Source organism: Coprococcus sp. LG101-27 (assembly GCF_027695515.1).
GTDB classification, from domain to species: Bacteria; Bacillota; Clostridia; order Lachnospirales; family Lachnospiraceae; genus Allocoprococcus; species Allocoprococcus comes.
This window is the reverse complement of sequence record NZ_JAQEUJ010000001.1, coordinates 133,986-158,698: the sequence shown is the minus strand read 5'-3', so window position 1 is coordinate 158,698 and position 24,713 is coordinate 133,986. Positions and strand designations below refer to the sequence as shown.

The window sequence follows — 24,713 nt, the reverse complement described above, 5'->3', positions numbered from 1 at the left end:
TTATTTCCTCTCTTCTTTCAGCCGTTTCTCGATTGCTTCTGTCACGCATTCCAGAACTTTAATACGCGCATAATATTTATCATTGCCTTCCACTACGATCCACGGTGCATGTGGCATAGAAGTCTTTTCCAGCATTTCTTCTACCGCCACCTCATACTGATCCCATTTTTCCCGGTTTCTCCAGTCTTCATCGGTGATCTTCCACTGTTTTTTCGGATTTTCCTGTCTGGCTTTAAACCTTCTCGCCTGCTCATCCTTGTCAATCTGCATCCAGAATTTCAGCACGATTGCTCCTGCATTTACCAGATCCTGCTCCATGGCGTTAATCTCCCCATAAGCTCTCTTCCATTCTTTTTCGGTGCAAAAGCTTTCGATCCTCTCTACCATCACTCTTCCATACCAGGTTCTGTCAAATATCGCAATATGGCCGGCTTTCGGCATTGCACGCCAGAAACGCCACAGATAATGATGTGCTTTCTCTGTATCACTCGGTGACGCTGTCGGATTCACCACATATCCTCTCGGATCCATATGTGAAGTCAGACGTTTGATCGCACCGCCTTTTCCTCCGGCATCCCATCCCTCAAAGCCAAGGACAACCGGGATTCTCCTGCGATAAAGTTCTCCATGCAGATGTTCCATCTTTTTCTGAAGCTCTTTTAAGCGTTCCTCATAAACCTCTTTTGGCATGGATTTGGAAAGATCCGTCTTTGCCAGAATGGATTCTGCTGTTTCCCTTTTCATTTCCGTTTTCTTTTCCAGACTGCCTTTTTCTTCCAGTTCCTTTCTTGCGACTGCTTCTTTCATTGCCTGGATCACCGCCTGATAAACAGCCACTTTGGCTTCTTTCTTCTTTGTAGCATTGATCACTGTCCACGGTGCGTAATCCGCATCCGTTTTCCGCAGCATCTCTTCATTGATTGCTTTATACTCTTTAAAATCATGGTTCCGCTTCAGATCGCCTTTGCTTACCCGCCATGCAGTATCCTTGGAAGCAAGCAGTTTCTCAAAGCGCTTTTTCTGTTCTTTCCGGTCAATCTTTAAAAACAGTTTGATGATCACCATTCCATCATCCGTCAGCTGTTTTTCAAACGCACGGATCGATGCAAAATCCTTTTCCAGCTCTTTTTCCGGTGTTTTTCCTTCAAAACGTTCAATCATAACTCTCCGGTACCAGCTGGTATCAAAAATCGCAATTCTTCCCTTTTCCGGGATCTTCGTCCAGAAACGCCACATAAAAGGATGCATCCATTCCTCTTCCGTTTCATTTTTTACCGCATATACTTTAAAGCCTCTTGGATCGAGTGCCTGGATCAGATTACCAATCTGAAGCCCTTTTCCTGCTGCTCCATAACCCTCAAACGCGATCATCACCGGGATTTTTTTCTCCCTGCACACTCTTTGCAGTTCTCCAAGCTGCTCTCCCAATTCTTTTATATCCTTCATTTTTATATTTTTCTCCATAAAATGCCTCCATTTCACCAGTTTCTGCTCTTATTATTCCCAAATCCATTGATAAAACGCGCAATTAACGCATACAATTATATATCATATTACTATATTTTCTCATAATAAGAAAGTATATTTGTAAAATTATTGAATTATTTATCTTTTCGATATTTTTCGTAATATATTGCGAATTAAAATTTCTTTTAAATTTTTGTTGACTTTGTGTTTGGAATATAGTATTATAGCTTTTGTCAGCGGCGAGCAGTTAAAAAATAAAGCTCACTGAGTGATATGCGGAAGTGTCGGAACTGGCAGACGAGCAAGACTAAGGATCTTGTAGGCATTGCGCCTGTGTGGGTTCAAGTCCCATCTTCCGCATTCGGATTTATCCGAATCCGGTAATTAAATATTGTTTGTGCGGAAGTGTCGGAACTGGCAGACGAGCAAGACTAAGGATCTTGTAAGCATTGCGCTTGTGTGGGTTCAAGTCCCATCTTCCGCATTATAAAAAGGAACCTCTGATTTTATCAGAGGTTCCTTTTTATAATACCGAAGCGTGACCTGAACCCATGGTTCAGGTCTTCGCTTCGCTACGGTCGGCGCAGGGCATTCGTCCACTGGACGAATTGCGCCCCATCTTCCGCTTCCTTCGTTTTTCAAACTCTCCGTTTTTATTAAAAAATTCTTTTTTGTAATACCAACGTACAGCATAAACCCATGGTTCAGGTCTTCGCTTCGCTACGGTCGGCGCAGGGCATTCGTCCACTGGACGAACCTGGCTCCATCTTCTGCTTCCTTACCTTTTATGCCTTTTTTTATTTACCAGATACAATACAATTCCACCTGCTACGATCACCATGGAGATCCACTGGGAGGTTGAGAACATTCCGACTCCCCCTCTGTTATCATTTCTTAAAAACTCAACAAGGAATCTTCCTACACCATACAGCAGCATATACAGAAAACCTACACTTCCCGGTGTACCGTCTTTTTTATTCTTCCTATAATATAGAAGTAACACGATCATGATCAGGAAATCGCCTGCCGACGAAATAAGCTGTGTAGGGATCAGTTTTACACCTGCCGGAGCAAGCCCACCTTCCGGAAAAACCACACCAAATCTGGAGGTTGTCTCCCTTCCATAGCAGCATCCTGCAAGAAAACATCCGATTCTTCCAAATCCCTGTGCCATCGAAATACTTGCCACAGCGAGATCAAAATATTCCAGAAAATAAAGCTTCTTGATTCTGCAATATACAATCGCTGTCAGAAAACCGGCAATAATTCCACCATATACGACAAACCCTTCTGAACCGAGTACCGTCTTCGGATCCTTGATAAACGTCTTAAACTCCACGATCACATATAGAATTTTTGCACCCAAAAAACCGCCGATTACACCGTAAATTCCAATATCCACAATTGCTTCCGGATCCAGTCCATTCTTTTTTGCACGATAAGAAGCCATTGCCACACAGCAAAGGATACCGATTGCGATCATCAGTCCATATCCATGTATCGTAAACTTTCCTATTGAAAACAGATCAATTTTCACGCTTTTTTATTCCTCCCTTTTATCAATCTATTTATCATTGTATGGATTATCCCTTCATTTGTCAATCTTATCCTTTTGGATACTATCTTCTATTTTGTTACTGTTCACAGTACCTGCGACCAGCAACGCATCTCGCCATTTTAAATCGCCTTTGGTGATGGGCGAGATGCCATTCAAGATAAAACGTGCATCCTCCGTGCCAATCAGCGTAGTGATTGACACGGGAGTGAACAGTAACGCTATTTTGCCTCTTAATCCAGCAATGGGGCATGATTCAGAGAATCACCCCCCACGTTTAGAGCTATCATTAAATTGTTCTGCCTTACAGAAGATTCTTCATACTCTTCAGCCCAATTGCCAGAGTTGAAGTATTGTGTAAAAGTGCTGATGTCGTCGGCTGGATCACACCGGTTACTCCAAGTACGATCAGACCGGAATTGAATCCAACGATAAAGCGGTAATTACTTTGGATCCTCTTCATCAGCCTATTGCTGAGACGTCTTAAGGTCACGATCTGTCCAAGATCATCTGCGCCTACCGTAATATCTGCAATCTCACGTGCAATCTCTGCGCCATTGCTGATCGCAATTCCTACATCTGCCGCAGAAAGTGCCGGCGAATCATTGATTCCATCGCCGATCATAATAACCTTTCTTCCGGCTGCTTTTTCTTTTTCTACAAACGCAGCCTTATCTTCCGGCAGTACTTCTGAATAATATTCATCCACACCGACACGCTTTGCGATCGCCGAAGCTGTACGGTCGCTGTCACCTGTCATCATAACAATCTTTCCAAATCCTGTTTTCTTAAGTTCGGCAACTACCGTCTTTGCCTCTTCTCTCAGTGGATCTTCAATACAGATCACTCCTGCAAGCTGATTCTCGATTGCAAGATACAGATGTGAATATTCTTCCGGAAGACTGTCAAATAACTCCTGTTTTCCTTCCGGAATTGTACATTTCTCATCTTCAAACACAAAATGAGAGCTTCCGATAATTACATTTTTATCATCAATCGTTGTAGAAATGCCATGTGCAACCACATACTCTACCTTAGAATGCATTTCCTCATGATCCAGATTTTTCTCTTTTGCTGCATTTACTACTGCTTTTGCCATAGAATGTGGAAAATGTTCTTCCAGACACGCTGCAATACGGAGCAGTTCATCCGGTGTTCTTCCATCAAAGGGAACCACATCCACCACGGTAGGTGTTGCTTTTGTAAGTGTACCAGTCTTGTCAAATACGATCGTATCTGCCTCTGCTACGGCTTCCAGATACTTTCCGCCCTTTACGGTAATATTGTAAAGGTTTGCTTCACGGATTGCAGACAGCACTGAAATCGGCATTGAAAGCTTAAGGGCACACGAAAAATCTACCATCAGGATTGAAAGGGCCTTTGTGACATTTCTCGTCAGCAGATAGGTAAGAGCTGTTCCACCAAGTGAATACGGTACAAGCCTGTCTGCAAGATGTTCTGCCTTGCTTTCTACTCCTGATTTTAACTTCTCAGATTCTTCAATCATCGTAACGATCTTATCAAAGCGGCTGTTTCCGCTTACCTGTTTGACTCCGACTGTGATCTCACCTTCTTCGACTACCGTTCCTGCATATGCATAGCTTCCAACCGTCTTGCGGACAGACACTGACTCTCCGGTAAGAGATGCCTGATTGATCATCGCTTCACCATCCACGATATCGCCGTCAAACGGAATCACAGTTCCCATACGAATCACAATCCGGTCTCCTGCTTTTATCTTGGATGCAGGAACCAGAACTTCCTGATCTTCTGTCTTCAACCATACCTTACTTACGTTCAGAGACATGGTCCTTGCCAGGTCATCTACGGATTTCTTATGTGTCCACTCTTCCAGAATCTCACCGATTCCAAGCAGGAACATGACGGATCCGGCTGTACTGAAATCCCAACGTGCAACGGATACACCGATTGCAGTCGCATCCAGCACCGGAACCTCAATTTTGCGTGCCCACAGACACTTGATTCCCTTCCAGATATACTTCAGTGACATGACCGATGTATAGCATGCATTCAGTGGATACGGAAGGAACCATTTTCTTGCATAATGAAATACCACTTTATTGAACAGCTTTTCCTGATACTGCGCATTCACTTCACGACCGGAAGTTGCAAGTACGTCTGCCGGAACTTCCACTGTCTGATAGTGAAATTCCTGCAGAAGACGGATTACCTCTTTTCTGTCGCCGGTATAATTAATGACTGCATCACAGGTTCTGTCATATACCTTTGCCAGTTTGACTGATTCATTGCAGAGCAGATAATACTGTAATATATCAGCCTGTTCATATGTCATTCTTTTTTGAGAAAGCCGGACTCTCATCCGGCCTTTCATTTCATGTTTAATTATAAACTTCACGTTCAGTGCGCCTCTTACTCTGTTACTTCGTTGAACTCTGTATTTTCAGTTTCTTCAGCCTCTGCTGCTGTATCTGCATCAGAAAATTCTTCCATTTCAGCAGCTCTTTCTTCGTTGATGTTCTTAGCTTCAGCGTAAATATCCTCTGCATTTTCCTGGATATTTGTAGCTGTTTTCATAACACAGTCTTTTGCGCGAAGAACTGCTGCTGTACAATTTGTGTACACGTTCTTAGCATCCTTGCTTGAAAGCGCTTTGATTCCAGCTGTTCCAAAAAGAACTCCTGATGCAAAAATTCCAACCTTTTTCCAATTTACTTTAGTAATATCAAACATATCTATGTACCTCCTGTTTTTTCATTAACGCCTATTATATGACACGAATCTGAAAATTTCCAGTCTTTTTTTGCTTCTGATAAATTTTCTCACTTTTGCGTAAAATCAGTTTTGTCAAACTTTTTTTCATTATATCTGACACGAATTCGCTATTTTCACCTTAATTTTTACACAACTTTTCACAGTTATCTATATCCATATTTATATAGAAGAAACTCATTTCCCGGTATCTTAAAGAGACAGATACAACCACGGTACCTGCCTCCATATCCGAACCGTTCCGTTTCAGAACGTTTTTTTACAATGTTATGCTTCTTTGAGTGTGATGTTTCTCACATTCTGTCCACCCGAAAATCCACAGGCATCCAGACCAGTTTTAATTACTGCTGTCCATTTATCTTCCGGAAGATCAAGAACCGTTCCATCCTCCAGTTCGACCATGCATTCCATCTTATTGCCATCATCCGAAATACGATACATATTCTTGCGGCTGATCGCTCCGATCTGTTCCAGCGTATTGACCATACGGTATACCGTCGCCGGTCCGATACTCGGATCCTTCAGAGACGCCTGATAATAAATTTCCTTGCAGCAATTACATTTTCCTTCCAAAATAACATCGATCAGCATGAGCCGCTGCTTCGTAACCCTACAGCCACTTCTTTTCAGCTGCTCGATTATTCTTTCTTTCGCGTCCATGATAGCCCCTTTCCATGCTGTCGCCTGTTAGGCTCTGATATCAACTACCTTAAATCCTGCTTCCTCGACAGCTTTTTTCAGATCATCATCATCGATTTCTCTGTCATAGCTTACAACTGCTTCTTCTTTTTTGAGATTCACCTTTGCAGATGCACCTTCGATTTTGTCGATTGCTTCCGTTACACTTTTCACGCAATGATCACAGTGCATACCGGAAACTATCACCGTCTTTTTACCGATTGCCGGATGATCCAGAACCTTTTCTTCAATCTCTGTCTTGATCAGTCCAGATCCACCACCACAGCAAGGGCTTTCCCCTTTAAAATGTTTAAGCGTACCTTTTAATGCAAAAATAAGAAGTACGATCACGATCAGAACAATAATTGCATCAACCATCTTATTCCTCATCCTTCCGGCGTTCACGCCATTTCTTTATCCATAAAACCAACTGATATATGCTGACTCCTACAAGATAAATGATCAAGAATGCTCCGAATGCATAGAACATAGAGCCTGTTGAACTTCCCATATGCCTTCCGCCTTTCAGTCTTTCTTCTTTGGTACGGTTTTTCCACTACATCCGCTACACGAACCGCAGTTACCGCTGCATCCAGCGCAACCGACCGGTTTTCCTTCTTTATGGTTTTTATAACCTTTGTAAATCAGATAAATACAATATGCTGCGATCAGTGCCACTATCACAATATTTGCGATCATAACCTTCACCTTGTCTTTCTTTTACACTGGAAGCCGGACACAGGCTTCTGCATCCGGCTTCCGCCTTAAAGTTCTTATAAATCTTATGCGTTTACAGAACGTTTTGAATAAACTTTCTGATTTTTATACGGATCTGGTCTAAACAGCATGAAAAGGATTGCGATAAGGAAAAGGAATCCAACTGCTGTACCAACTCCGAATGCTCCGCCTGTTACGAATGAACCGATCTGATATACACAGAGGCATACGATGTAAGCGAAGATGTTCTGGAAGAGAATTGCGAACCAGAACCATTTTCTGGACTGCATCTGCTGTGCCATTGTAGCGATTGCTGCAAGACAAGGAGAATCCAGAAGGTTGAACATCAGGAATGTAAATGCTGCAATTGAGCTTGGGAACCAAGATGCAACACCAGCTGCTACGTTCACTGCATCTTCAGTATCACCAGATACGTTAGCAAGTACACCCATTGTTGAAACGATTGCTTCTTTTGCCGTAAATCCGGAGATAGAAGCTGCTACCGGCTGCCACTCGCCAAATCCAAGTGGTGCAAAGAGCGGTGCGATCACGCCACCAATCATTGCCATAAGACTGTCTGCGCTATCTTCTACCATACCAAAGCTTCCGTCTACAAATCCGAATCCGCCAAGGAACCACATTACGACGCAGGCAAGGAACAGGATTGTTCCGGCTTTGATGATGAAGCCTTTCAGTCTTTCCCATACATGAAGGAGAACTGTCTTAGCCTGTGGAATATGGTACTGTGGAAGTTCCATTACGAACGGTGCCGGTTTTCCTGAGAACGGTTTTGTCTTCTTCAGGATGATCGCAGCCACAAGTACTGCAACGATTCCAATAAAATACATAAGCGGTGCGATAAATGAACTTTCCTGATATCCTGCTACTTCACCGGAAATAACACCACCCATCAGAGCGATAACCGGAAGCTTAGCTCCACACGGGATAAAAGTTGCTGTCATAATTGTAAGACGTCTGTCGTTGTCCTGTTCAATAGTCTTAGAAGCCATGATTCCAGGAATACCGCAGCCTGATGAAATCAGAAGCGGGATAAAGCTCTTTCCTGAAAGTCCGAAATGTCTGAACACACGGTCCATGACGAATGCGATACGAACCATGTATCCACAATCTTCAAGGATAGACAGGAAGAGGAACAGGATTGCCATCTGTGGCACGAAACCAAGTACTGCTCCAAGGCCACCGATGATACCATCAACAACAAGTCCCATAACCATGTCACCGGCGCCGATTGCCGAAAGTGCGCTTGTTGCTGCATTCTGAATTGCTACTACAAATACATCATTTGTCCAGTCTGTTACAAAGGTACCGACTGTTGTTACAGAAACATAATATACGACCCACATTACCAGCATAAAGATTGGGATTCCGAGGAATCGGTTCGTAACGATACGGTCAATCTTGTCAGAAGTTGTAAGCTTTTCTTTTCCCTTCTGAACAGTTGTTGAAACAATCTTCTGGATGAATTTGTAACGTTCGTCTGTTACAATGCTTTCCATATCATCGTCATGTTTCTTTTCAAGAGCTTTTCTCTGTGCTTCTACCGTCTGGGCTGCCGCACTGGAAAGCTTCATGCTCTCTACTACCTTGCTGTCGTTCTCAAGGAATTTAACAGCGTACCATCTCTTCTTCTCTTCTGAAACAGAATCCGGAAGAACACTCTTAACTTCTGCCACAGCACCTTCCAGTTCTGCCGAGAAGATATCTTTCGGAAGATCGATTTCTGACTTCTTAGCAACTTTTACTGCTTCATCAATCAGTTTGTCAAGTCCTTCACCTTTCAGCGCAGATGTCTCGATGATCGGACAGTCGAGTAACATTGAAAGTCTCTTCACATCGATCTTAATTCCTCTCTTCGCAAGAAGATCTGCCATATTCAGCGCAATAACAACCGGAACACCTGTCTCGATCAGCTGAGTTGTCAGATACAGGTTACGTTCAATATTGGTTGCATCCACCAGATCAATGATCACATCCGGATTTTCTTTCAGCACATAATCACGGCTGACAACCTCTTCCAGTGTATATGGAGACATTGAATAGATACCCGGAAGGTCAGTTACGATAACTTCTTCCTTTGTCTTTTTACTTTTTAATTTACCCTCTTTTTTCTCTACAGTAACCCCTGGCCAGTTACCAACATACTGGTTGGCTCCTGTGAGTGCGTTAAACATGGTAGTTTTACCGCAGTTCGGGTTTCCGGCAAGTGCAATTTTAATTGCCATTCCTTTTTACCTCCTTGTTGTACTACTCTCATGCATAATTATGTATATGCTATTTTACCTGCACACACTGTGCATCATCTTTTCTTACTGTAAGTTCATATCCTCTTACAGTAATCTCAACAGGATCGCCGAGAGGCGCAACTTTTCTGATGTACAGCTCGCTTCCTTTTGTTATGCCCATGTCCATAATACGGCGTTTGTAAGCTCCGTCTCCTTCAATCTTGGTCACAACAACAGTGCTTCCAACCTTTGCATCACCTAAAGTCATTGTTGTATATCTCCTTTCCTTTAAGCTTCGTAATACAGAATATATATACAGCGGACCCGCCGACCAGCCAGAGGCTAGATCATAATATGCCGCGCCATATCAGAATTAACCGCAACACGTGAATCCTTGATGTTCACGATCACGTTACCACCGATTGCAGAAACAACTGTAATTTCTGCACCTGCTACAAATCCGAGATTCGCAAGGAATCGCCTTGTTTCTTCGTTTCCACCAATTCTCTTGATCTCATTTACTTCACCAATATTCGCCATCGTTAAAGGCATAATCCCTACCTCCTGTTCTTTTGCGTATTTGGAATTTTGAATGATAATTTTTTTCATTACCAACTTCGGTTCAATAGTTAGTATATGCTAACATTTGTGCGTTGTCAAGTGTTTTTTTAAGTTTTAAAAAACCTTTGTTTTTCCTTTCTCATTTTTACTGTTTAATGCTTACTTTTAATAGTTATAACTTCTACTTTTGCACAAAAAGCGCATTTACAGAACAATATTATTTGAAAAAAAATACAATCCATGGTATCCTATAAGGTATAAGAATGAATAGTGAGGTGACCGGAATAAATGGCTAAAAATGAATCATCCGAAAATTATCTTGAAGCAATATTGATGTTAAGTAAAAAATTACCTGTCGTACGCTCCGTAGATATCGCAAATGAACTTGGTTTCAAAAAATCAAGCGTCAGTATCGCCATGAAGAAACTTCGTCAGGAGAATCATATTACCGTAACAGATGCAGGTTTTATCTATCTGACCGATTCAGGAAAAGAGATCGCGAACATGATCTATGAACGGCATGAATTTATTTCAAAATGGCTGATCGAACTCGGTGTCCCAGAAGAAATCGCTACAGATGATGCCTGCCAGATGGAGCACGTGATCAGCAGAGAAAGCTTTAACGCAATCAAAGAATATGTACGAACACATTAGTAAATGCGTCAGAAAAGGCCGAAAAGTTTATAACTTTTCAGCCTTTTTCTTTGCCCTTTTGCAGACTCTACAGTTTTACCGCAACATATTTCATATGCTGTTTTCCGTAATGAAATCACTTTATTTTACTAATATTATTCATCAATGATCTGTCCGTCAAGCGACAAGGTCACAACCTGCCACGGGATAAATTTACCGCTTTCCCTGAGTGCTTTCTTCGCCGCCATCTCGAGACCTCCACAGCACGGCACTTCCATCCGCACGATCGTCACACTCTTAATATTATTGTTCTTAATGATCTCCGTCAGCTTCTCCGAATAATCCACATTATCCAGCTTTGGACATCCGATCAAAGTCACATGCCCTTTCATAAAACGATTATGAAAATCTCCATAAGCATAGGCACTGCAGTCTGCGGCGATCAGAAGCTTCGCTCCATCAAAATACGGTGCATTTACCGGTGCAAGCTTAATCTGTACCGGCCACTGGGAAAGCATACTCTTATTCACACTTTTCGCCGTCTCCCTGCCTTCCTCTTCGCTCTCCGCATTCTGCGTACTTCCCCCTCTGTTCATCATACGCATACGGGATCCAGGACATCCCCCTGCAAATGGTTTTACCGGTGCTTTCGGTCCTTCTCCCGCATTCTGCTTTGCAGCCTCTTCCTGCTGCTTTTTAAGCATATTCTGCTTCACAGCCTCCGCATCATAAGCCGCCGCCTCACGCTCTACAAAATGAATGGCATCCACCGGACAATTCGGCAGACAGTCTCCCAGCCCGTCGCAATAATCATCTCTCATCAGCTTTGCTTTCCCATTTACCATAGAAATAGCCCCCTCATGGCAGGCCTTTGCACAAGCTCCACACCCGTTACACTTCTCCTCATCTATCTGAATAATTCTACGAATCATATTCCTTTATATCCTCCTATTCGAAAAATTTGTATTCCTTTAACTTTACCAACTTATTTTAGCTTACAACCGCATTCTATTCTGTTGTTATAACAACAATCCACGTAAAAAAACCTTGCGGATTCTCTCCACAAGGTTTTCCCTCTTCTCTCAAACTCTATACGAAATCGTCTGATTTAATTATGCAAGTGCCTTTTTAGCAACTTCAGCTACAGCTGCGAATCCAGCTGCATCATTAACTGCCATTTCAGCGAGCATCTTTCTGTTCATATCTACACCGGCAACTTTAAGTCCGTGCATAAGCTTGCTGTAAGAAAGACCATTCATTCTTGCAGCTGCGTTGATACGAGCGATCCAAAGCTGACGCATCTGACGTTTTTTCTGCTTTCTTCCTGCGTATGCTGATGTAAGGGCTCTCATTACAGACTGTTTTGCAACTCTGTACTGTTTAGAGCGAGCTCCTCTGTATCCTTTAGCCAGTTTTAAAGTTCTATTGTGTTTCTTCTTAGCGTTCATTCCGCCTTTAATTCTTGCCATTACTTAATCCTCCTTCTATCTTTCCTGCCAAATCTTAGAGATATGGTAAAACTTTCTTCATGTTCTTTACATTTGTAGAATCTGTGATAGTTGACTGTCTAAGATTTCTTTTTCTCTTAGTAGACTTCTTTGTTAAGATATGGCTCTTGTAAGCTTTGTTTCTTTTAAGTTTACCTGTAGCTGTTGTTTTGAAGCGCTTTGCAGCAGCTCTATTTGTTTTAATTTTTGGCATGATGTTTTCCTCCTTAATATAGATAATTTATTTTTAACGTTTTTCAGTTAAAACCATGCTCAGGCTTCTGCCTTCAAGTTTTGCCGGCTTTTCAATGACAGCAACATCTTTCATCTTCTCAGCAAAATCGTCAAGAATATGTTTACTCTGCTGCATATGAGCCATCTCTCTACCGCGGAAACGAAGTGTAACCTTTACTTTATTTCCTTTTGAGATAAATTTTCTAGCATTATTCATTTTCGTGTTCAGGTCGTTGGTGTCAATATTTGGTGAAAGACGCACTTCCTTAACCTCGACAGTTCTCTGTTTTTTCTTTGCTTCTTTTTCTTTTCTTGCCTGTTCGTATCTGTACTTACCATAATCGATAATCTTACAAACCGGCGGTTTCGCTGTCGGAGCGATTTTAACCAGATCCAGTTCCGCTTCCTGTGCCAGCTTCATAGCCTCTCTTGCTGACATTATTCCTAACTGTTCCCCACTCTCGCTAACCACGCGTACCTCTCTGTCGCGGATTTGTTCGTTAATCATTAAATCGCTAATTGTTGTGCACCTCCAATAAATAAAAAATAGTGAATAGCTGCAGACTATCCACTATCTATTGCATACAATACTTATATCCGGTATTATAAATTCAATATCAAACCGTTAGTCGCCTAATTGCGCTAAGGTGAGAGTGGATACTCTTCTTTGTTGTTCGCTTTACGCAAGTTATAATTTACCACAGATTTTATATGGTGTCAACACTTTTTTTATTTTTTTATGAACCATTATTTTGATTGTTTTTTTCATAATAAATCAATCAAAATAATGGTTTTCTCCATGTTTTTCTTCTTTATAGTATTGTAATTTCTAACAATCTTTATTTTTCAGACTTAAACCTACTCAATCCCTGTCACCTTGTAATCTTTGTCTTCAACAGCTTTTTTCAGTACCTCATCAGCTACTTCTGCCGCAAGTGTTACTACCGCTGTTCCATTTTCATGGCTTACTTCTGCCGCCTCTACTCCTTCGATTGCTTCCAGAGTTTTCTTTACGGTTGCCTCACAGTGTCCACACATCATACCTTCGATTTTCATTGTTTTTGTCATTGTCTTTTCCTCCTCTATTTCTTTGACTTTTGACTTTATCTTCTTATCTTTGCTGGCATCATACATTTTAAACCAGTTCAGACGAAGTGCATTGGTTACGACACAGAAGCTTGAAAGACTCATAGCTGCTGCGCCAAACATCGGATTTAATTTCCATCCGAAGATTGGATACCAGATACCTGCTGCAAGCGGGATTCCGATCACATTGTAGAAAAATGCCCAGAACAGGTTCTCATGGATATTTCTTAAAGTTGCTTTACTCATACGGATGGCTGCCGGTACATCACTTAAACGGCTTTTCATCAGAACAACGTCTGCTGCATCGATCGCGATATCGGTTCCTGCACCAATCGCAATTCCCATATCGGCTCTGGTAAGTGCCGGCGCGTCATTGATTCCGTCACCAACCATGGCAACTTTTCCTTTTTTCTTTAATTTCCGGATAACGGCTTCTTTTCCGTCTGGAAGAACGTCTGCGATGACTTCATCTACACCCGCCTGACGTCCGATCGCTTTTGCGGTTCTCTCATTGTCACCGGTCAGCATTACCACATGGATTCCCATATTCTGCAGTTCTTTGACTGCCTTTGGACTGTCCTCTTTGATGACGTCTGCTACCGCAATGATTCCGATCAGCTGATCTTCTTTCGCAAAGAACAACGGCGTCTTTCCTTCTGCCGCCAGATCTTCTGCCTTTTTCAGCGTTCCTGCATCCACAGAAGTCTTTGTCTGGATAAATTTCTTATTTCCACCATAAATCGTCTTTCCTGCAAGAACTGCGGAAAGTCCGTTTCCAGGTACTGCCTGGAAGTCTTCTACTTCCTCCGCATCCAGTCTGCGCTCTTGGGCTTCCTGCAAAATTGCATGTGCCAGTGGGTGCTCGCTCTTTCTTTCCAGTGCATAAGCAAATCCCAAAAGTTCTTCCTCCGAGATACCCTCTGCCGGTATCATATCCGTTACTTTCGGTTCCCCGCTTGTGATGGTTCCGGTCTTGTCCAAAGCTACGATCTGCATTTTACCGGTCTCTTCCAGAGATACCGCCGTCTTGAACATGATTCCGTTCTTTGCGCCCATTCCGTTACCAACCATAATGGCAACCGGTGTGGCAAGTCCCAGTGCGCAAGGGCAACTGATAACGAGTACGGAAATACCTCTTGCCAGTGCGAATCCAACACTCTGACCTGCGATCAACCATACGATAATTGTAATCACCGCAATCGTAATAACCGCCGGCACAAATATCCCGGATACACGGTCTGCAATCTTTGCGATCGGTGCTTTGGTTGCCGCCGCATCACTGACCATCTGAATGATCTGTGAAAGTGTGGTATCTTCCCCAACTCTGGTTGCCTCGCATTTGAGGAAACCGGACTGGTTCATGGTTGCAGCAGATACCTTGTCACCTTCTGCTTTATCAACCGGAATACTCTCTCCGGTAAGTGCTGCTTCATTGACTGCACTGGTTCCTTCCAGCACGATACCGTCTACCGGTATATTTTCACCCGGTCTTACTACAAAGATATCGCCTTTTTTCACCTGATCGATGGAAACCTCTGTCTCCACACCATTTTTCAGGACAACAGCTGTCTTCGGAGCCAGCTTCATCAGACTCTTTAATGCATCTGTTGTCTTTCCTTTGGAATGCGCTTCCAGCATCTTTCCGACTGTGATAAGCGTCAAGATCATGGCTGCTGATTCAAAATAGAACTCATGCATATAAGACATGACGCCTTCCATATCCATCTTCATCTGTGCATCGGTCATTGCAAACAATGCATAGGTGCTGTATACAAAGGATGCCCCTGATCCCAGTGCAACCAGAGTATCCATGTTCGGTGCACCATGAAGGAGTCCCTTAAATCCATTGATGAAGAACTTCTGGTTGATCACCATGATAATTCCGGTAAATAACAGCTGGATCAGTCCCATTGCTACATGATTGTCAGCCAGAAATCCTGGCAGTGGCCAGTTCCACATCATATGACCCATGGAAATGTACATCAGTGGAATCAGAAAACACAGTGATGCGATCAGACGACGCTTCATAATCGGTGTCTCCCTGTCTTTCAGGGCATCCTCATCCATTACTGCGCCTTTTTTGGCTCCTGCATCTGCTCCTTTTACCGAAGCACCGTATCCTGCTGCCTCAACAGCCGCAATGATCTCCGACTGGGATGCGGTTCCTTCTACTCCCATGGAATTCGTCAGAAGACTGACCGAACAGCTGGTAACTCCCGATACCTTCGATACTGCCTTTTCCACTCTGCTGCTGCATGCCGCACAGCTCATTCCTGTTACTGTATATTGTTCCACAAAAATCCACCTCACTTTTTGGCTTTATCTGCCATTTTTATATTGTAAAAATTTTCCTGCGCTTTTCACCTGAAAATCTATAACAATCCTATTATTTCATCAGTTTCTGAAGCGTTACAACCAGCTCATCGATCGTCTCATCTTTTCCCTCGCGGATATCCTCTGCCACACAGGTACGGATATGATTCGCCAGAAGGACTTTATTAAAACTGTTGAGTGCCGCATTGATCGCCGATACCTGAATCAGAATATCCGGACAGTACGCATCTTCTTCTACCATGCGCTTCACACCTCTGACCTGCCCTTCAATCCGGTTCAGGCGGTTGATCATGTCCTTGTATTCCTTTTCAGAACGCTCTTTCGTCTTATGACAGTGACAACATTCTTTCTTTTCTTCCATGCGTCTCACCTCTTATCTTTCCTCTTTACAAGGGTCATTATATACCCCATTAGGGTATATTGCAAGAAGAATTTTTCTCATTTTAAAATTTTATATATACAACAATGAATGCATCCTGGCACGTAGTATCTTTTACTTAACAGAAATTTTCTCAAGATTTCCTATGAAAGCCAAAAGAGAACCTGCAAGCTTTTCATCCACAGGTTCTCTCGTATTGTTTCTATTTTAATATTTTTGAAGTGTATAATAGGTGCTTCTCGCTTTTCCATTCCGTTTCAGGAAATTCTTTTCCACAAGTCCTCTTATCACTCTTGCTGCAGTTGATGCACTTACTTTAAGCAGACTCACAACATCATTCTTTGTAAAATCCTCACAATTTTCGGCATACTCCAGAACTTTTTCTTCCTCATCGCTTAATTTCTGTGTATCCTCCTCATCCGTTTCTGGATTCTTTTCATCCTTCACTTCCGACTCCGGCGTATCTGTTTTTTCACATAACACATTGATATTCGGTAATACAATTTTAAAAGTATTTCTCGTCGTCTCAATAACAGGTTTTTCTGCCATATCAGCGTAAGCCCCTATAATCTTACTGATTCCAGTACCATATGCTTCGATTAAATGCAACCGGTAAAAGACATTTGCAAGATCCGGATTTCTGCATATAGAAATACCTGCCATCACATCCTCCAGCTCAATTCCAGGCATCAATCCTCCGATTGATATAAATTCCATCCGGTCTTCATAAATACTGATCAATGCACTTGCACTAAACGCATAATCCCTGTGAACCAGCAAATTTAACAATGCTTCTCTGACAGCGATTTCAGGATAATCCCTGACATCTATCCGCAGCAACTTTTCAATTGTTGCATGTGTCTGATTATGAAAATCAATATAATCGTAGACATCATTCATCTGTTTCATCAATGCCCCTGAAAATTCTCTACGGTCTTTAAATACCGTCTGATCCTTTCCCTGAAAAACAGCTACTTTAATCGTGTGTACACACTGATCCGATAAAAGCATTGCAAGATTACTGTAAAGTCCATCCTTATCAATCAGTTTCAATGTCCGCATCTGCTGTATCCCAAACTCAACCTTACGAAGCTGAAATTCTTTCTCTGCCACTTCAAAAGTCAGTTCCTGATTCAGACTACGCATAGATTCAAAACGATCTCCATCTGTCTCTTTAATCATCTGGCGGATTGCCGCATCTGTAGCAGGAACAGCTGAATATCCCTGTCTGACATAGACTCCTTCTGGTCGCATTCCTTTTTTTGCAATATAATAAGGGCGATCCGTTCCACGTTGAATATCTACAACAACAATCTTTTTTCCATCTTCTTCTAATGTCTCATAATGTAAAAACATTGTGATATCCGGTTTGATCGCATCTCTGACCATATTACTGATCTGCAATGCAGTGCCATCTGGATTATCAAGACCAACTACCGTACCATCATCCTGTACACCAATATATAACTTGCCACCATTACAATTTGCAAAGGCAATAATTTCTTTTTTTATGTCATCAACTACTACTTCTTTAAGCTCTACTGTTTCACTTTCCCGAAAAATCATTTTATGCCCTCCTCAAATCATATAATATATTTATATTATATACAATCGTGTCAATTGTGTCAATCGTGTCATTTTTTAATGCAAGCAATCATATTTTGACACGATTCCGCCACATTATACATAAAACTCTTTTCTCCTAAGCCGAGTATAAGGTCTTTTCTCCCGCACTTTCCCGGATTTCTCCAAGTTAATATCCACATACACAATCTGCTCTGTGTCATCTGCCCGGGCAAGAATCTCTCCATTTGCATCGACAGCCATAGACTCCCCAGCAAAATCCATCTCCCCTTCCACCCCAACACGGTTACACATTGCGATCGCCACACTGTTCTGAAATGCCTGTACACGTACCTCCCATTCAAACATTTCCGAAGGCTCTGCTTTGGTATTCACCGTCGGGATCAAGATCAAATCTGCCTCCTGCAGGCTTTCCGTCCGGATGCTTTCCGGGTAATGTCTGTCAAAACATACCACAATCCCGATCTTTCCGAATTCCGTGTTAAAGACATGAAATCCATCATCTGACGGGGTATAATAATCCTGCTCATAAAACTGCTCTACCTGCGCAACATGCACCATTTTCTGTATTCCTATGACTTCTCCACTGCGGTCGATCAGAATACTCGCATCGTATGTACCATTTGCTTCCCGCAGATATAAGTTTGGCACTGCCATAATCTGATGCTTTTTGCAGGCATCACAGAATTTTTTTACAATCTCATCTTCTATAGATACGGAATAACTGCTTACATCCCTTCCCAGATATTGCGGAAAAAATTCCGTAAGCTGCACTTCCGGGAACAGCACAAGCTCTGCTCCCTTTTCTGCTGCTTCTGCAATCGCATGCAGACTTTTTTCCATATTCTTTTCTACACTTCCCGAATTTGACATTTGTATCATCGCAAGCCTCATGTTAAATATCCTCCTTACCTCCTTTTACTCCAAAATCAGATATTTCTTCTTATCTGCTGAAGTAAGATTTTTTCCGTTAAGCAAAAAACGAACAGCGAGTTACCTCTTCACGATTTTTGTCGTTACAAGCGGCAACTCCCTGTCTTTTATCTTCTTACTGTTTATTTAAAAGAAACATTCTCAATAATCACCTGATCAAACATCCTATGAAGTACTCTGCCCTGTTCATCTTCTCCGTTTCCATTCTGATAAACATTTGCTGCATAAACATCATACAAAACTTCTGCTCGCTCCGCATCATCCAGTCCATTCAAGAATTCTGCGATTCCTTCATAAATGGCTCCTGCCAGATCTCCTTCCTGCGGATTATTTTCAACATACCACTCATAGTTTGTCTCGTTTTGTTCCTTCGCACTTTCTTTCTCTTCATCTCTTTTTCTCCCTGTTCATTACACTTCACCTTTAAATAAAAGCGTAAGTTTATTATACCCCCGGTAATTTTCGTCAATTTCTTATTATTTACAAGGCAAAAAGATTTACCACGGAATATTCTTCCATTGTAAAAGAATCCCGATTTCCTATATCGTAAGACAGGATCGCATATCTGCATGCAGCTACATTATCAAACGTGCCCTCTTCTTGCCGCTTCTTCAATGGTCTCTCCTGCTTCTCTGTGTCCTCCAGGCACTTCGTAGGTATCCCTTTCTTTGTGTTTGCAAAATACCCATTTTTCGCCAGTTCTGGCAATGATTACAGCAAAATCTAATTGCGAATCTTCTATTTTGTCATAAAATCTGACCTCTAGCATATTTCTTCCTCACAATTCCATTCAAGCATAAATTCTTCTATGTATGTCGTCATGAATTTTTCTCTTCTTTCTGCAATTTTTCTGGCACTATCCGTATTCATTAAATCTTTCAGTAAAAATAATTTTTCATAAAAATGATTGATCGAAGTCGTAGTTCCATTTTGATATTGTACTTTATTCATCCCAATCCTTGGAAGAATATCAGAATTATACATTTCCCGGTTATGATTTCCTCCATACGCAAATGCTCTCGCAATACCGATTGCTCCAAGCGCATCAAGTCGATCTGCATCCTGAACTCATTTCCATGCATCTATCTCTTCCCGCGATTTGAATATAATAATATTTTTATTCTTATATTTTCTTAACATCTCATTGATTTCCGGTATTTCATCCCTTGAAAAATTGATAATAAAATCTCTGAATTCTGCTGACAGTTCTTCTTCCTGCCATGGCATATCTTCTCTTTCACTTCCAATACGCCCTTCCGCGCCCGCAAGACACACATTTGTTGGCAGATCTAAAAAGAATACCGTATCACATTCTTCAAAACGCATTTCAAGTGTTCTTCCATAATTACCATCGATAATCCATTCTTCCTGCTTTATAATCTCAGATAATTTTGCATCGAATTCCTGCTTTGTTATCGTTGTCCTGTCCGGCTTATGCCAGATCATATCAAGATAATACAATGGAAGTCCTGTTTTGTCTCTGAGTTTTCTTGCAAATGTACTTTTCCCCGCACCGGGACACCCAAGTATCAGAACTTTTTTCATATTTATCTCCTAATCCTTTTCCTAATTAAATGTTAGACTCGTTGATTCATTTTTTATTTTTGAAGTTTATAGTCATCATACACCGTTAAAGAAGCCAACCTCAGTATATCACACCCCCCAGCGGCATTCCCCCACATATCTACTCTGGACATATGAACCATTTCCTTCATTCCGTACATATATCCGCCACTATACCATAAAATAAGCGAGCAAAACGAAATATTATAGCAATCTGATGCATGAATAATTTTAGAATCCTGTAATAAAACTGCACTTTTTTTAGAGTTGTTCAATCTTACATTCATGTTCCTTTGTCTTGCTGTTATAACTGATTCCAACAGCAAGAATGTGTCCTGTATATTCCTTTCTTTCTGCTGTTTTTCCCTGAAACCGCAAAGCGTACTCTTTTTCTTTTATCTGCGCAATTGCCTCTTCCGGCTTATGATCTACTTTCAGTTCCAGTATCATACAATCCTGATCATATCTGATTGGATAAAAAATATTTTGAATCTAATCCACATTATATCGGATATAAGTAAACACCGTCTTTCTTTTTTCTAACATTACGCCGTCTTTTAATTAGTCTTAACTAATTTCATTATATATAACCTCTTTATTCTGGCTTTTCAGCTCAATTCTTCGACATAAAATGTCACCTTCGCATGGGGACCATTTGCGGAAGGACGCAACGATATATTCACCAATCCGGTTCTGACAAAGATTGATGAAAAATACGGAAAAACTGCTGCACAGACAGCCCTTCGTTTCCTCCTTCAAAATGATGTGGTTATCATTCCGAAATCTGTTCACAAAGATCGTATGCAGCAGAACTTTGACCTCTTCGATTTCACACTGACCGCAGAAGAAATGGCAGAAATTGAAGTTCTGGATGGTGGCGAAAACTTCCATTAATAATTACAGTTTTCATATATCCTCCAACTATCGAATTATATACCCTTTTTATTTCACCAAATCTGTCCGATTTAATTAAAAATTTATAACACCATTATCAATGTACCTGCTCCTATCAAAATACAGCCAATGAGTGATTTTGTAGTAAACTGTTCATGTAAAAACACAAATGCCAATATAAGTGTGATTACCACACTCAGTTTATCTATTGGTACAACCTTTGATGCATCCCCCATTTGTAAAGCTTTATAATAGCACAGCCACGAAGCTCCTGTTGCTAATCCAGATAAGATTAAAAAAATCCAGCTTTTCTTACTGATTTCTGCCAGTCCATTCTGCGCATGAGTAAGAAAGACCATGCCCCATGCCATGATTACTACAACAATGGTTCGGATTGCAGTTGCCAGGTTGGAATTCACTCCTTCTATACCTATCTTGGCAAGAATTGAGGTTAACGCAGCAAATACCGCTGATAAAACAGCAAATATCATCCACATAATAACACCTTCTTTTCACACAAAATAAGAATTGATCATTTCACCAATCTGTTCTCTTCTCCCCAAATGCAAAGTTGATCCAGTACAGTCATCAATGACTTCCCTCTTTCTGAAAGGCTGTACTCCACCTTCGGCGGGATCTGCGGATATTCCGTCCTGATAATCAGGCGGTCTTTCTCCAGCTCTTTGAGATTGGTACTGAGCGTTTTGTCGGAAATAGTTTTCAGATACCGTTTTAATTCATTGAACCGTACCGTTTCAAACTCCATCAGACAGTATAGAATAACCATCTTATGTTTGCCGGAAATCAGGGACAATGTATAGGCAAAGCCTGTATCTTCAAAATTTGCATTTTCGATATAGTTCTTTATCATAACACTTTCTCCTTAGATAGTACCTGTCTTTTTTGTTAGTACTTGAATTTAAAAATTGCTTGTATATAATTATAAGCAGGATAAATCATACTGTCAAATAAATTTCAAGGAGAATTTATTATGAGAGCGAAACTAGTTACTATTCACAGTTAATGTCATTTACTTAGGAAAATTTCTTATCAGAAAAGGAATTTTCCTTTTTTTACCTGTAACTCAAAAATCTCTTGACATTACATCAATTCACCTTCCAATAATCAGCATGCGTCAAACAATCGTCCAGTCCAAATTTGAATCCTTTTAAATTAATATTGCTTTCATTCGTATCGCCGTATATAATATTTATTATATGATACTTATTGACACGCCGAACACTGAAAACGAAATAAAATGATATGAACACGCCATTTTATGGGAGTTTGAGGTGTTCGAGGATTGCAGGAATCGCTTCGCAATGGAGCAATCCGATTACACCAGTGAGCGGCAAAATTTACTTTTGACACTCACATCATTATTATACGAAAAAAGGAGTCTGCTCGACTATGGATTATATTTCTGTAAAAGAAACTTCGAAGAAATTCCATTTATCTGAACGCCGCATACAAAAACTCTGCGAAACCAACCGGATTGAGGGTTGCAAAATGGTCAGCGGCATCTGGTTGATCCCTGCCACGGCCATCAAACCTTCCGATGAGCGAATGACGAATTCCCCGAAAGATTCCGATTATCTCTCTTTAAAAGAATTATGTGATATACTTTCCATTTCGACCGCAACCGGGCGCAACTGGATCAAGCTTGGCAAACTTATTCCTGAATATACGGATAAAAGAAAGCCTTATTTTACAAAACAATATACCGAAAAGTTGAAAGCCGAACTGCAATCAGGCAAAAATCAATCACTGAAAAGCAGACGTAACAAGAAATTTGTCTGTGGAAATTCTCTTTACAGCGCCTATGTTTCTGAAAATTGTCAGAATATTGAACCACTGCAGCAGATTCTCCGAATTGTAACCGATGAATCCATTGCTCTTTCATCGGATGTGATTCAATATTTCATTGCTGACTGTGCCCTGCATTTGCTCGCCCAAAAATATGATCTTTCTTTCAAGCATGAAAAAGCGTTGCTGAGCAGATTTTTAAAAAAAGAAATCACCCTGTCTCTATACGACGAACTGATCTATGCTTTGATTGCAGATTCCGAGCAGGCTCTGCTTTTCTGTGAAAAATATTCTCCGCTTTTTGATTTTGATTATGTATACGAACCTGCTGAAGATATCCTTGGGCTCATTTACATTTCCTGTAAAAATATCGGCAGCCGCAAGGCAACCGGCTCCTACTATACGCCTACCAAAATCGTCAAAAAGCTGATTGAGAAGCTGGATATTGCATCAGATGCCAGAATTCTGGATCCCTGCTGTGGAACTGGAAATTTTTTATTGCAGCTTCCAGCACATGTTCGTTTTGACCAGATTTATGGCAATGACACCGATACAATCAGTGTAAAAATCACCCGGTTGAACATGGTTTTAAAATATGACATTCTCTCTATCAAAAATCTGTACGAGCATATAACCGAAGCCGATTATCTTGCATCTGATTTAAAAGCTTCTTATCAGTATATCATCGGCAATCCGCCATGGGGATATGAATTTTCCGAGTCGGAAAAGGAAAAGCTTCGCAAAAACTATCGGACTGCTTCCGGGAAAAATATAGAGTCTTATGATTTGTTTATTGAAAAAGCACTACGTAATTTGTCCATAAACGGACAACTCTCTTTTATTCTTCCAGAGGCAATACTTAATGTAAAGGCACATACACCAGTCCGTACTGCCATTATGGAAAGTAATTCCATCCGATATCTTAATTTTTTGGGAAATGCCTTTGATAAGGTTCAGTGTCCCTGCATTATATTGCAGCTCATTCACACCGGAAAGCCACTTTCGACAGTCGGAATGGAAGTATCCGACTGTAGTCACTGTACAACCATTCTGACAAACCGTAAAATTTCAGCCGAATATTTCAGCTTTCATACAACGGATGCTGAATATCAGCTGCTTGAAAAAATTCGGCATATTCCTAAAACAAAATTCCTTGCCGGAAACGCCGATTTTGCTTTAGGAATCGTAACCGGAAATAATAAAAAATATATTTCTTCCGTGAAAAACAAAGATAACGAAGTTATTTTAAAAGGCTCCGATATCTTTAAGTACCATACTAATCCGAACTCAAACTATATCGTGTTTAACCCACAGAATTTTCAGCAGGTAGCACCTATAGAAATGTACCGTGCGCCAGAAAAGCTTTTGTATCGTTTTATCAGCAGCCAACTTGTCTTTGCTTATGATGATAAACAAACACTTTCTTTGAATAGCTGCAACGTGGTCATCCCCAAGCTTGAAGGACTGCATATAAAATATATTCTTGCCATCCTTAATTCCAGAATTGCACAGTTTATTTACAAAATGGAGTTTCACTCCGTGAAGGTATTGCGTTCTCATATTGAAAATATTCCGATTCCGGATGTTAATGCCGGCATGCAAAACAGTATCATCCAAGCTGTCGAACCACTAATTAACGGACTGCCTCCTGAGGAAGCACAAATTGCCTACGAGCAACTTGACCAATTGATTTTTAAATTATTTAATCTTACCTCTAAAGAGCAGGATATCATTAAGCATGCAGTAGCTGGAGAAAACAAATTTCTGTTCTGACAAACATAAAACCAGAGATATTCCTGGCTTCCCCT

Annotated in this window: 27 protein-coding genes, 2 tRNA genes and 1 pseudogene; 5 read left to right on the top strand and 25 right to left on the bottom strand. The window is 41.1% G+C overall.

Going from position 1 to position 24,713, the window contains the following annotated elements:
- Positions 1-1,464 carry a polyphosphate:AMP phosphotransferase gene (pap, locus tag PG766_RS00830; RefSeq protein WP_118198417.1) on the bottom strand — a complete coding sequence of 488 codons (1,464 nt, stop codon included), beginning with the start codon at positions 1,462-1,464 and terminating at the stop codon, positions 1-3.
- A gap of 278 nt (positions 1,465-1,742) precedes the next feature.
- Here pap and PG766_RS00825 point away from each other — a divergent pair.
- Positions 1,743-1,827: transfer RNA gene (locus PG766_RS00825), tRNA-Leu, on the top strand.
- A 39-nt stretch (positions 1,828-1,866) separates the two neighbouring features.
- A tRNA-Leu gene (locus PG766_RS00820) sits at positions 1,867-1,951 on the top strand.
- Between the two features lie 294 nt (positions 1,952-2,245).
- On the opposite strand, the gene PG766_RS00815 is transcribed toward PG766_RS00820, so the two are convergent.
- From PG766_RS00815 to PG766_RS00770, 10 genes are all read right to left on the bottom strand, one after another.
- Complete coding sequence (locus tag PG766_RS00815; RefSeq protein WP_117823087.1) at positions 2,246-3,004, bottom strand: prolipoprotein diacylglyceryl transferase; 759 nt, start codon at positions 3,002-3,004, stop codon at positions 2,246-2,248.
- 322 nt (positions 3,005-3,326) lie between these two features.
- Positions 3,327-5,399: a heavy metal translocating P-type ATPase gene (locus PG766_RS00810; protein ID WP_118198418.1), complete on the bottom strand. Its 2,073-nt coding sequence runs from the start codon at positions 5,397-5,399 to the stop codon at positions 3,327-3,329.
- A gap of 14 nt (positions 5,400-5,413) precedes the next feature.
- Positions 5,414-5,734, bottom strand: coding sequence for a DUF6110 family protein (locus tag PG766_RS00805; protein WP_118198419.1), 321 nt, complete (start codon positions 5,732-5,734; stop codon positions 5,414-5,416).
- A gap of 306 nt (positions 5,735-6,040) precedes the next feature.
- A complete protein-coding gene (locus PG766_RS00800; protein WP_117833989.1) occupies positions 6,041-6,433 on the bottom strand; it encodes a Fur family transcriptional regulator in 393 nt (130 codons plus the stop codon).
- A gap of 27 nt (positions 6,434-6,460) precedes the next feature.
- Positions 6,461-6,829, bottom strand: coding sequence for a heavy-metal-associated domain-containing protein (locus PG766_RS00795; protein ID WP_118198420.1), 369 nt, complete (start codon positions 6,827-6,829; stop codon positions 6,461-6,463).
- 1 nt (position 6,830) lies between these two features.
- On the bottom strand, positions 6,831-6,962 hold the full coding sequence (locus PG766_RS00790) for a hypothetical protein (protein WP_008374867.1): 132 nt from the start codon (positions 6,960-6,962) through the stop codon (positions 6,831-6,833).
- A 14-nt stretch (positions 6,963-6,976) separates the two neighbouring features.
- Positions 6,977-7,150, bottom strand: coding sequence for a FeoB-associated Cys-rich membrane protein (locus PG766_RS00785; RefSeq protein ID WP_117833987.1), 174 nt, complete (start codon positions 7,148-7,150; stop codon positions 6,977-6,979).
- Positions 7,151-7,233: 83 nt separating this feature from the next.
- On the bottom strand, positions 7,234-9,411 hold the full coding sequence (gene feoB, locus PG766_RS00780) for a ferrous iron transport protein B (RefSeq protein WP_118198421.1): 2,178 nt from the start codon (positions 9,409-9,411) through the stop codon (positions 7,234-7,236).
- A 49-nt stretch (positions 9,412-9,460) separates the two neighbouring features.
- Entirely contained in the window at positions 9,461-9,679 is a 219-nt protein-coding gene (locus tag PG766_RS00775; RefSeq protein WP_055260881.1) for a FeoA family protein, read from the bottom strand.
- A 74-nt stretch (positions 9,680-9,753) separates the two neighbouring features.
- Entirely contained in the window at positions 9,754-9,963 is a 210-nt protein-coding gene (locus PG766_RS00770; protein WP_022220531.1) for a FeoA family protein, read from the bottom strand.
- A 297-nt stretch (positions 9,964-10,260) separates the two neighbouring features.
- Between PG766_RS00770 and PG766_RS00765 the strand changes: the two genes are divergently transcribed.
- A complete protein-coding gene (locus tag PG766_RS00765) occupies positions 10,261-10,626 on the top strand; it encodes a metal-dependent transcriptional regulator (RefSeq protein WP_008374860.1) in 366 nt (121 codons plus the stop codon).
- Between the two features lie 134 nt (positions 10,627-10,760).
- Here the strand turns inward: PG766_RS00765 and PG766_RS00760 are convergent, their stop codons facing one another.
- The 12 genes and pseudogenes from PG766_RS00760 to PG766_RS00705 all read right to left on the bottom strand — a co-directional run.
- Positions 10,761-11,537, bottom strand: a complete 777-nt coding sequence (locus PG766_RS00760; RefSeq protein WP_118198422.1) for an ATP-binding protein — start codon at positions 11,535-11,537, stop codon at positions 10,761-10,763.
- Between the two features lie 180 nt (positions 11,538-11,717).
- On the bottom strand, positions 11,718-12,074 hold the full coding sequence (gene rplT / locus PG766_RS00755; RefSeq protein WP_117556230.1) for a 50S ribosomal protein L20: 357 nt from the start codon (positions 12,072-12,074) through the stop codon (positions 11,718-11,720).
- 34 nt (positions 12,075-12,108) lie between these two features.
- Positions 12,109-12,306 (bottom strand): 50S ribosomal protein L35, encoded by a 198-nt coding sequence (gene rpmI / locus PG766_RS00750; RefSeq protein ID WP_022220532.1) that lies wholly within the window; start codon positions 12,304-12,306, stop codon positions 12,109-12,111.
- Positions 12,307-12,339: 33 nt separating this feature from the next.
- Positions 12,340-12,834, bottom strand: a complete 495-nt coding sequence (infC, locus tag PG766_RS00745; RefSeq protein WP_008374852.1) for a translation initiation factor IF-3 — start codon at positions 12,832-12,834, stop codon at positions 12,340-12,342.
- Positions 12,835-13,184: 350 nt separating this feature from the next.
- Entirely contained in the window at positions 13,185-15,707 is a 2,523-nt protein-coding gene (locus tag PG766_RS00740; RefSeq protein WP_118198423.1) for a heavy metal translocating P-type ATPase, read from the bottom strand.
- A 91-nt stretch (positions 15,708-15,798) separates the two neighbouring features.
- Positions 15,799-16,107, bottom strand: coding sequence for a metal-sensing transcriptional repressor (locus PG766_RS00735; protein WP_117833980.1), 309 nt, complete (start codon positions 16,105-16,107; stop codon positions 15,799-15,801).
- Between the two features lie 225 nt (positions 16,108-16,332).
- Positions 16,333-17,691, bottom strand: coding sequence for an RNA-binding domain-containing protein (locus PG766_RS00730; RefSeq protein ID WP_118198424.1), 1,359 nt, complete (start codon positions 17,689-17,691; stop codon positions 16,333-16,335).
- A 114-nt stretch (positions 17,692-17,805) separates the two neighbouring features.
- A complete protein-coding gene (locus PG766_RS00725) occupies positions 17,806-18,603 on the bottom strand; it encodes a carbon-nitrogen hydrolase family protein (protein WP_118198425.1) in 798 nt (265 codons plus the stop codon).
- A 161-nt stretch (positions 18,604-18,764) separates the two neighbouring features.
- Positions 18,765-18,917, bottom strand: coding sequence for a hypothetical protein (locus PG766_RS00720; RefSeq protein ID WP_173824579.1), 153 nt, complete (start codon positions 18,915-18,917; stop codon positions 18,765-18,767).
- A 308-nt stretch (positions 18,918-19,225) separates the two neighbouring features.
- Positions 19,226-19,411 (bottom strand): NUDIX domain-containing protein, encoded by a 186-nt coding sequence (locus tag PG766_RS00715; protein ID WP_118198427.1) that lies wholly within the window; start codon positions 19,409-19,411, stop codon positions 19,226-19,228.
- Between the two features lie 299 nt (positions 19,412-19,710).
- Complete coding sequence (locus tag PG766_RS00710) at positions 19,711-20,187, bottom strand: AAA family ATPase (protein WP_117823068.1); 477 nt, start codon at positions 20,185-20,187, stop codon at positions 19,711-19,713.
- A 279-nt stretch (positions 20,188-20,466) separates the two neighbouring features.
- A pseudogene (locus PG766_RS00705) lies at positions 20,467-20,688 on the bottom strand (AAA family ATPase); the annotation flags it as partial.
- A 192-nt stretch (positions 20,689-20,880) separates the two neighbouring features.
- Here PG766_RS00705 and PG766_RS00700 point away from each other — a divergent pair.
- Positions 20,881-21,099, top strand: a complete 219-nt coding sequence (locus PG766_RS00700; RefSeq protein ID WP_118198429.1) for an aldo/keto reductase — start codon at positions 20,881-20,883, stop codon at positions 21,097-21,099.
- A gap of 83 nt (positions 21,100-21,182) precedes the next feature.
- On the opposite strand, the gene PG766_RS00695 is transcribed toward PG766_RS00700, so the two are convergent.
- Together PG766_RS00695 and PG766_RS00690 are read right to left on the bottom strand one after the other, a co-directional pair.
- Entirely contained in the window at positions 21,183-21,596 is a 414-nt protein-coding gene (locus PG766_RS00695) for an EamA family transporter (RefSeq protein WP_117556244.1), read from the bottom strand.
- Between the two features lie 35 nt (positions 21,597-21,631).
- The gene (locus PG766_RS00690; RefSeq protein WP_008374833.1) at positions 21,632-21,970 is read right to left on the bottom strand and encodes a winged helix-turn-helix transcriptional regulator; all 339 of its coding nucleotides are present in this window, start codon (positions 21,968-21,970) and stop codon (positions 21,632-21,634) included.
- Between the two features lie 539 nt (positions 21,971-22,509).
- Here PG766_RS00690 and PG766_RS00680 point away from each other — a divergent pair.
- Positions 22,510-24,678 carry a TaqI-like C-terminal specificity domain-containing protein gene (locus PG766_RS00680; protein WP_118198430.1) on the top strand — a complete coding sequence of 723 codons (2,169 nt, stop codon included), beginning with the start codon at positions 22,510-22,512 and terminating at the stop codon, positions 24,676-24,678.
- The last annotated feature ends 35 nt before the right edge of the window (positions 24,679-24,713 follow it).

Bases quoted from the DNA above. Each gene is read 5' to 3' on its own strand.
- pap (WP_118198417.1), bottom strand. From the start codon at position 1,464: ATGGAGAAAAATATAAAAATGAAGGATATAAAAGAATTGGGAGAGCAG.
- PG766_RS00805 (WP_118198419.1), bottom strand. From the start codon at position 5,734: ATGTTTGATATTACTAAAGTAAATTGGAAAAAGGTTGGAATTTTTGCA.
- PG766_RS00800 (WP_117833989.1), bottom strand. From the start codon at position 6,433: ATGGACGCGAAAGAAAGAATAATCGAGCAGCTGAAAAGAAGTGGCTGT.
- PG766_RS00795 (WP_118198420.1), bottom strand. From the start codon at position 6,829: ATGGTTGATGCAATTATTGTTCTGATCGTGATCGTACTTCTTATTTTT.
- PG766_RS00790 (WP_008374867.1), bottom strand. From the start codon at position 6,962: ATGGGAAGTTCAACAGGCTCTATGTTCTATGCATTCGGAGCATTCTTG.
- PG766_RS00785 (WP_117833987.1), bottom strand. From the start codon at position 7,150: ATGATCGCAAATATTGTGATAGTGGCACTGATCGCAGCATATTGTATT.
- feoB (WP_118198421.1), bottom strand. From the start codon at position 9,411: ATGGCAATTAAAATTGCACTTGCCGGAAACCCGAACTGCGGTAAAACT.
- PG766_RS00775 (WP_055260881.1), bottom strand. From the start codon at position 9,679: ATGACTTTAGGTGATGCAAAGGTTGGAAGCACTGTTGTTGTGACCAAG.
- PG766_RS00770 (WP_022220531.1), bottom strand. From the start codon at position 9,963: ATGCCTTTAACGATGGCGAATATTGGTGAAGTAAATGAGATCAAGAGA.
- PG766_RS00765 (WP_008374860.1), top strand. From the start codon at position 10,261: ATGGCTAAAAATGAATCATCCGAAAATTATCTTGAAGCAATATTGATG.
- PG766_RS00760 (WP_118198422.1), bottom strand. From the start codon at position 11,537: ATGATTCGTAGAATTATTCAGATAGATGAGGAGAAGTGTAACGGGTGT.
- rplT (WP_117556230.1), bottom strand. From the start codon at position 12,074: ATGGCAAGAATTAAAGGCGGAATGAACGCTAAGAAGAAACACAATAGA.
- rpmI (WP_022220532.1), bottom strand. From the start codon at position 12,306: ATGCCAAAAATTAAAACAAATAGAGCTGCTGCAAAGCGCTTCAAAACA.
- infC (WP_008374852.1), bottom strand. From the start codon at position 12,834: ATGATTAACGAACAAATCCGCGACAGAGAGGTACGCGTGGTTAGCGAG.
- PG766_RS00735 (WP_117833980.1), bottom strand. From the start codon at position 16,107: ATGGAAGAAAAGAAAGAATGTTGTCACTGTCATAAGACGAAAGAGCGT.
- PG766_RS00730 (WP_118198424.1), bottom strand. From the start codon at position 17,691: ATGATTTTTCGGGAAAGTGAAACAGTAGAGCTTAAAGAAGTAGTAGTT.
- PG766_RS00725 (WP_118198425.1), bottom strand. From the start codon at position 18,603: ATGAGGCTTGCGATGATACAAATGTCAAATTCGGGAAGTGTAGAAAAG.
- PG766_RS00715 (WP_118198427.1), bottom strand. From the start codon at position 19,411: ATGCTAGAGGTCAGATTTTATGACAAAATAGAAGATTCGCAATTAGAT.
- PG766_RS00710 (WP_117823068.1), bottom strand. From the start codon at position 20,187: ATGAAAAAAGTTCTGATACTTGGGTGTCCCGGTGCGGGGAAAAGTACA.
- PG766_RS00695 (WP_117556244.1), bottom strand. From the start codon at position 21,596: ATGTGGATGATATTTGCTGTTTTATCAGCGGTATTTGCTGCGTTAACC.
- PG766_RS00690 (WP_008374833.1), bottom strand. From the start codon at position 21,970: ATGATAAAGAACTATATCGAAAATGCAAATTTTGAAGATACAGGCTTT.
- PG766_RS00680 (WP_118198430.1), top strand. From the start codon at position 22,510: ATGGATTATATTTCTGTAAAAGAAACTTCGAAGAAATTCCATTTATCT.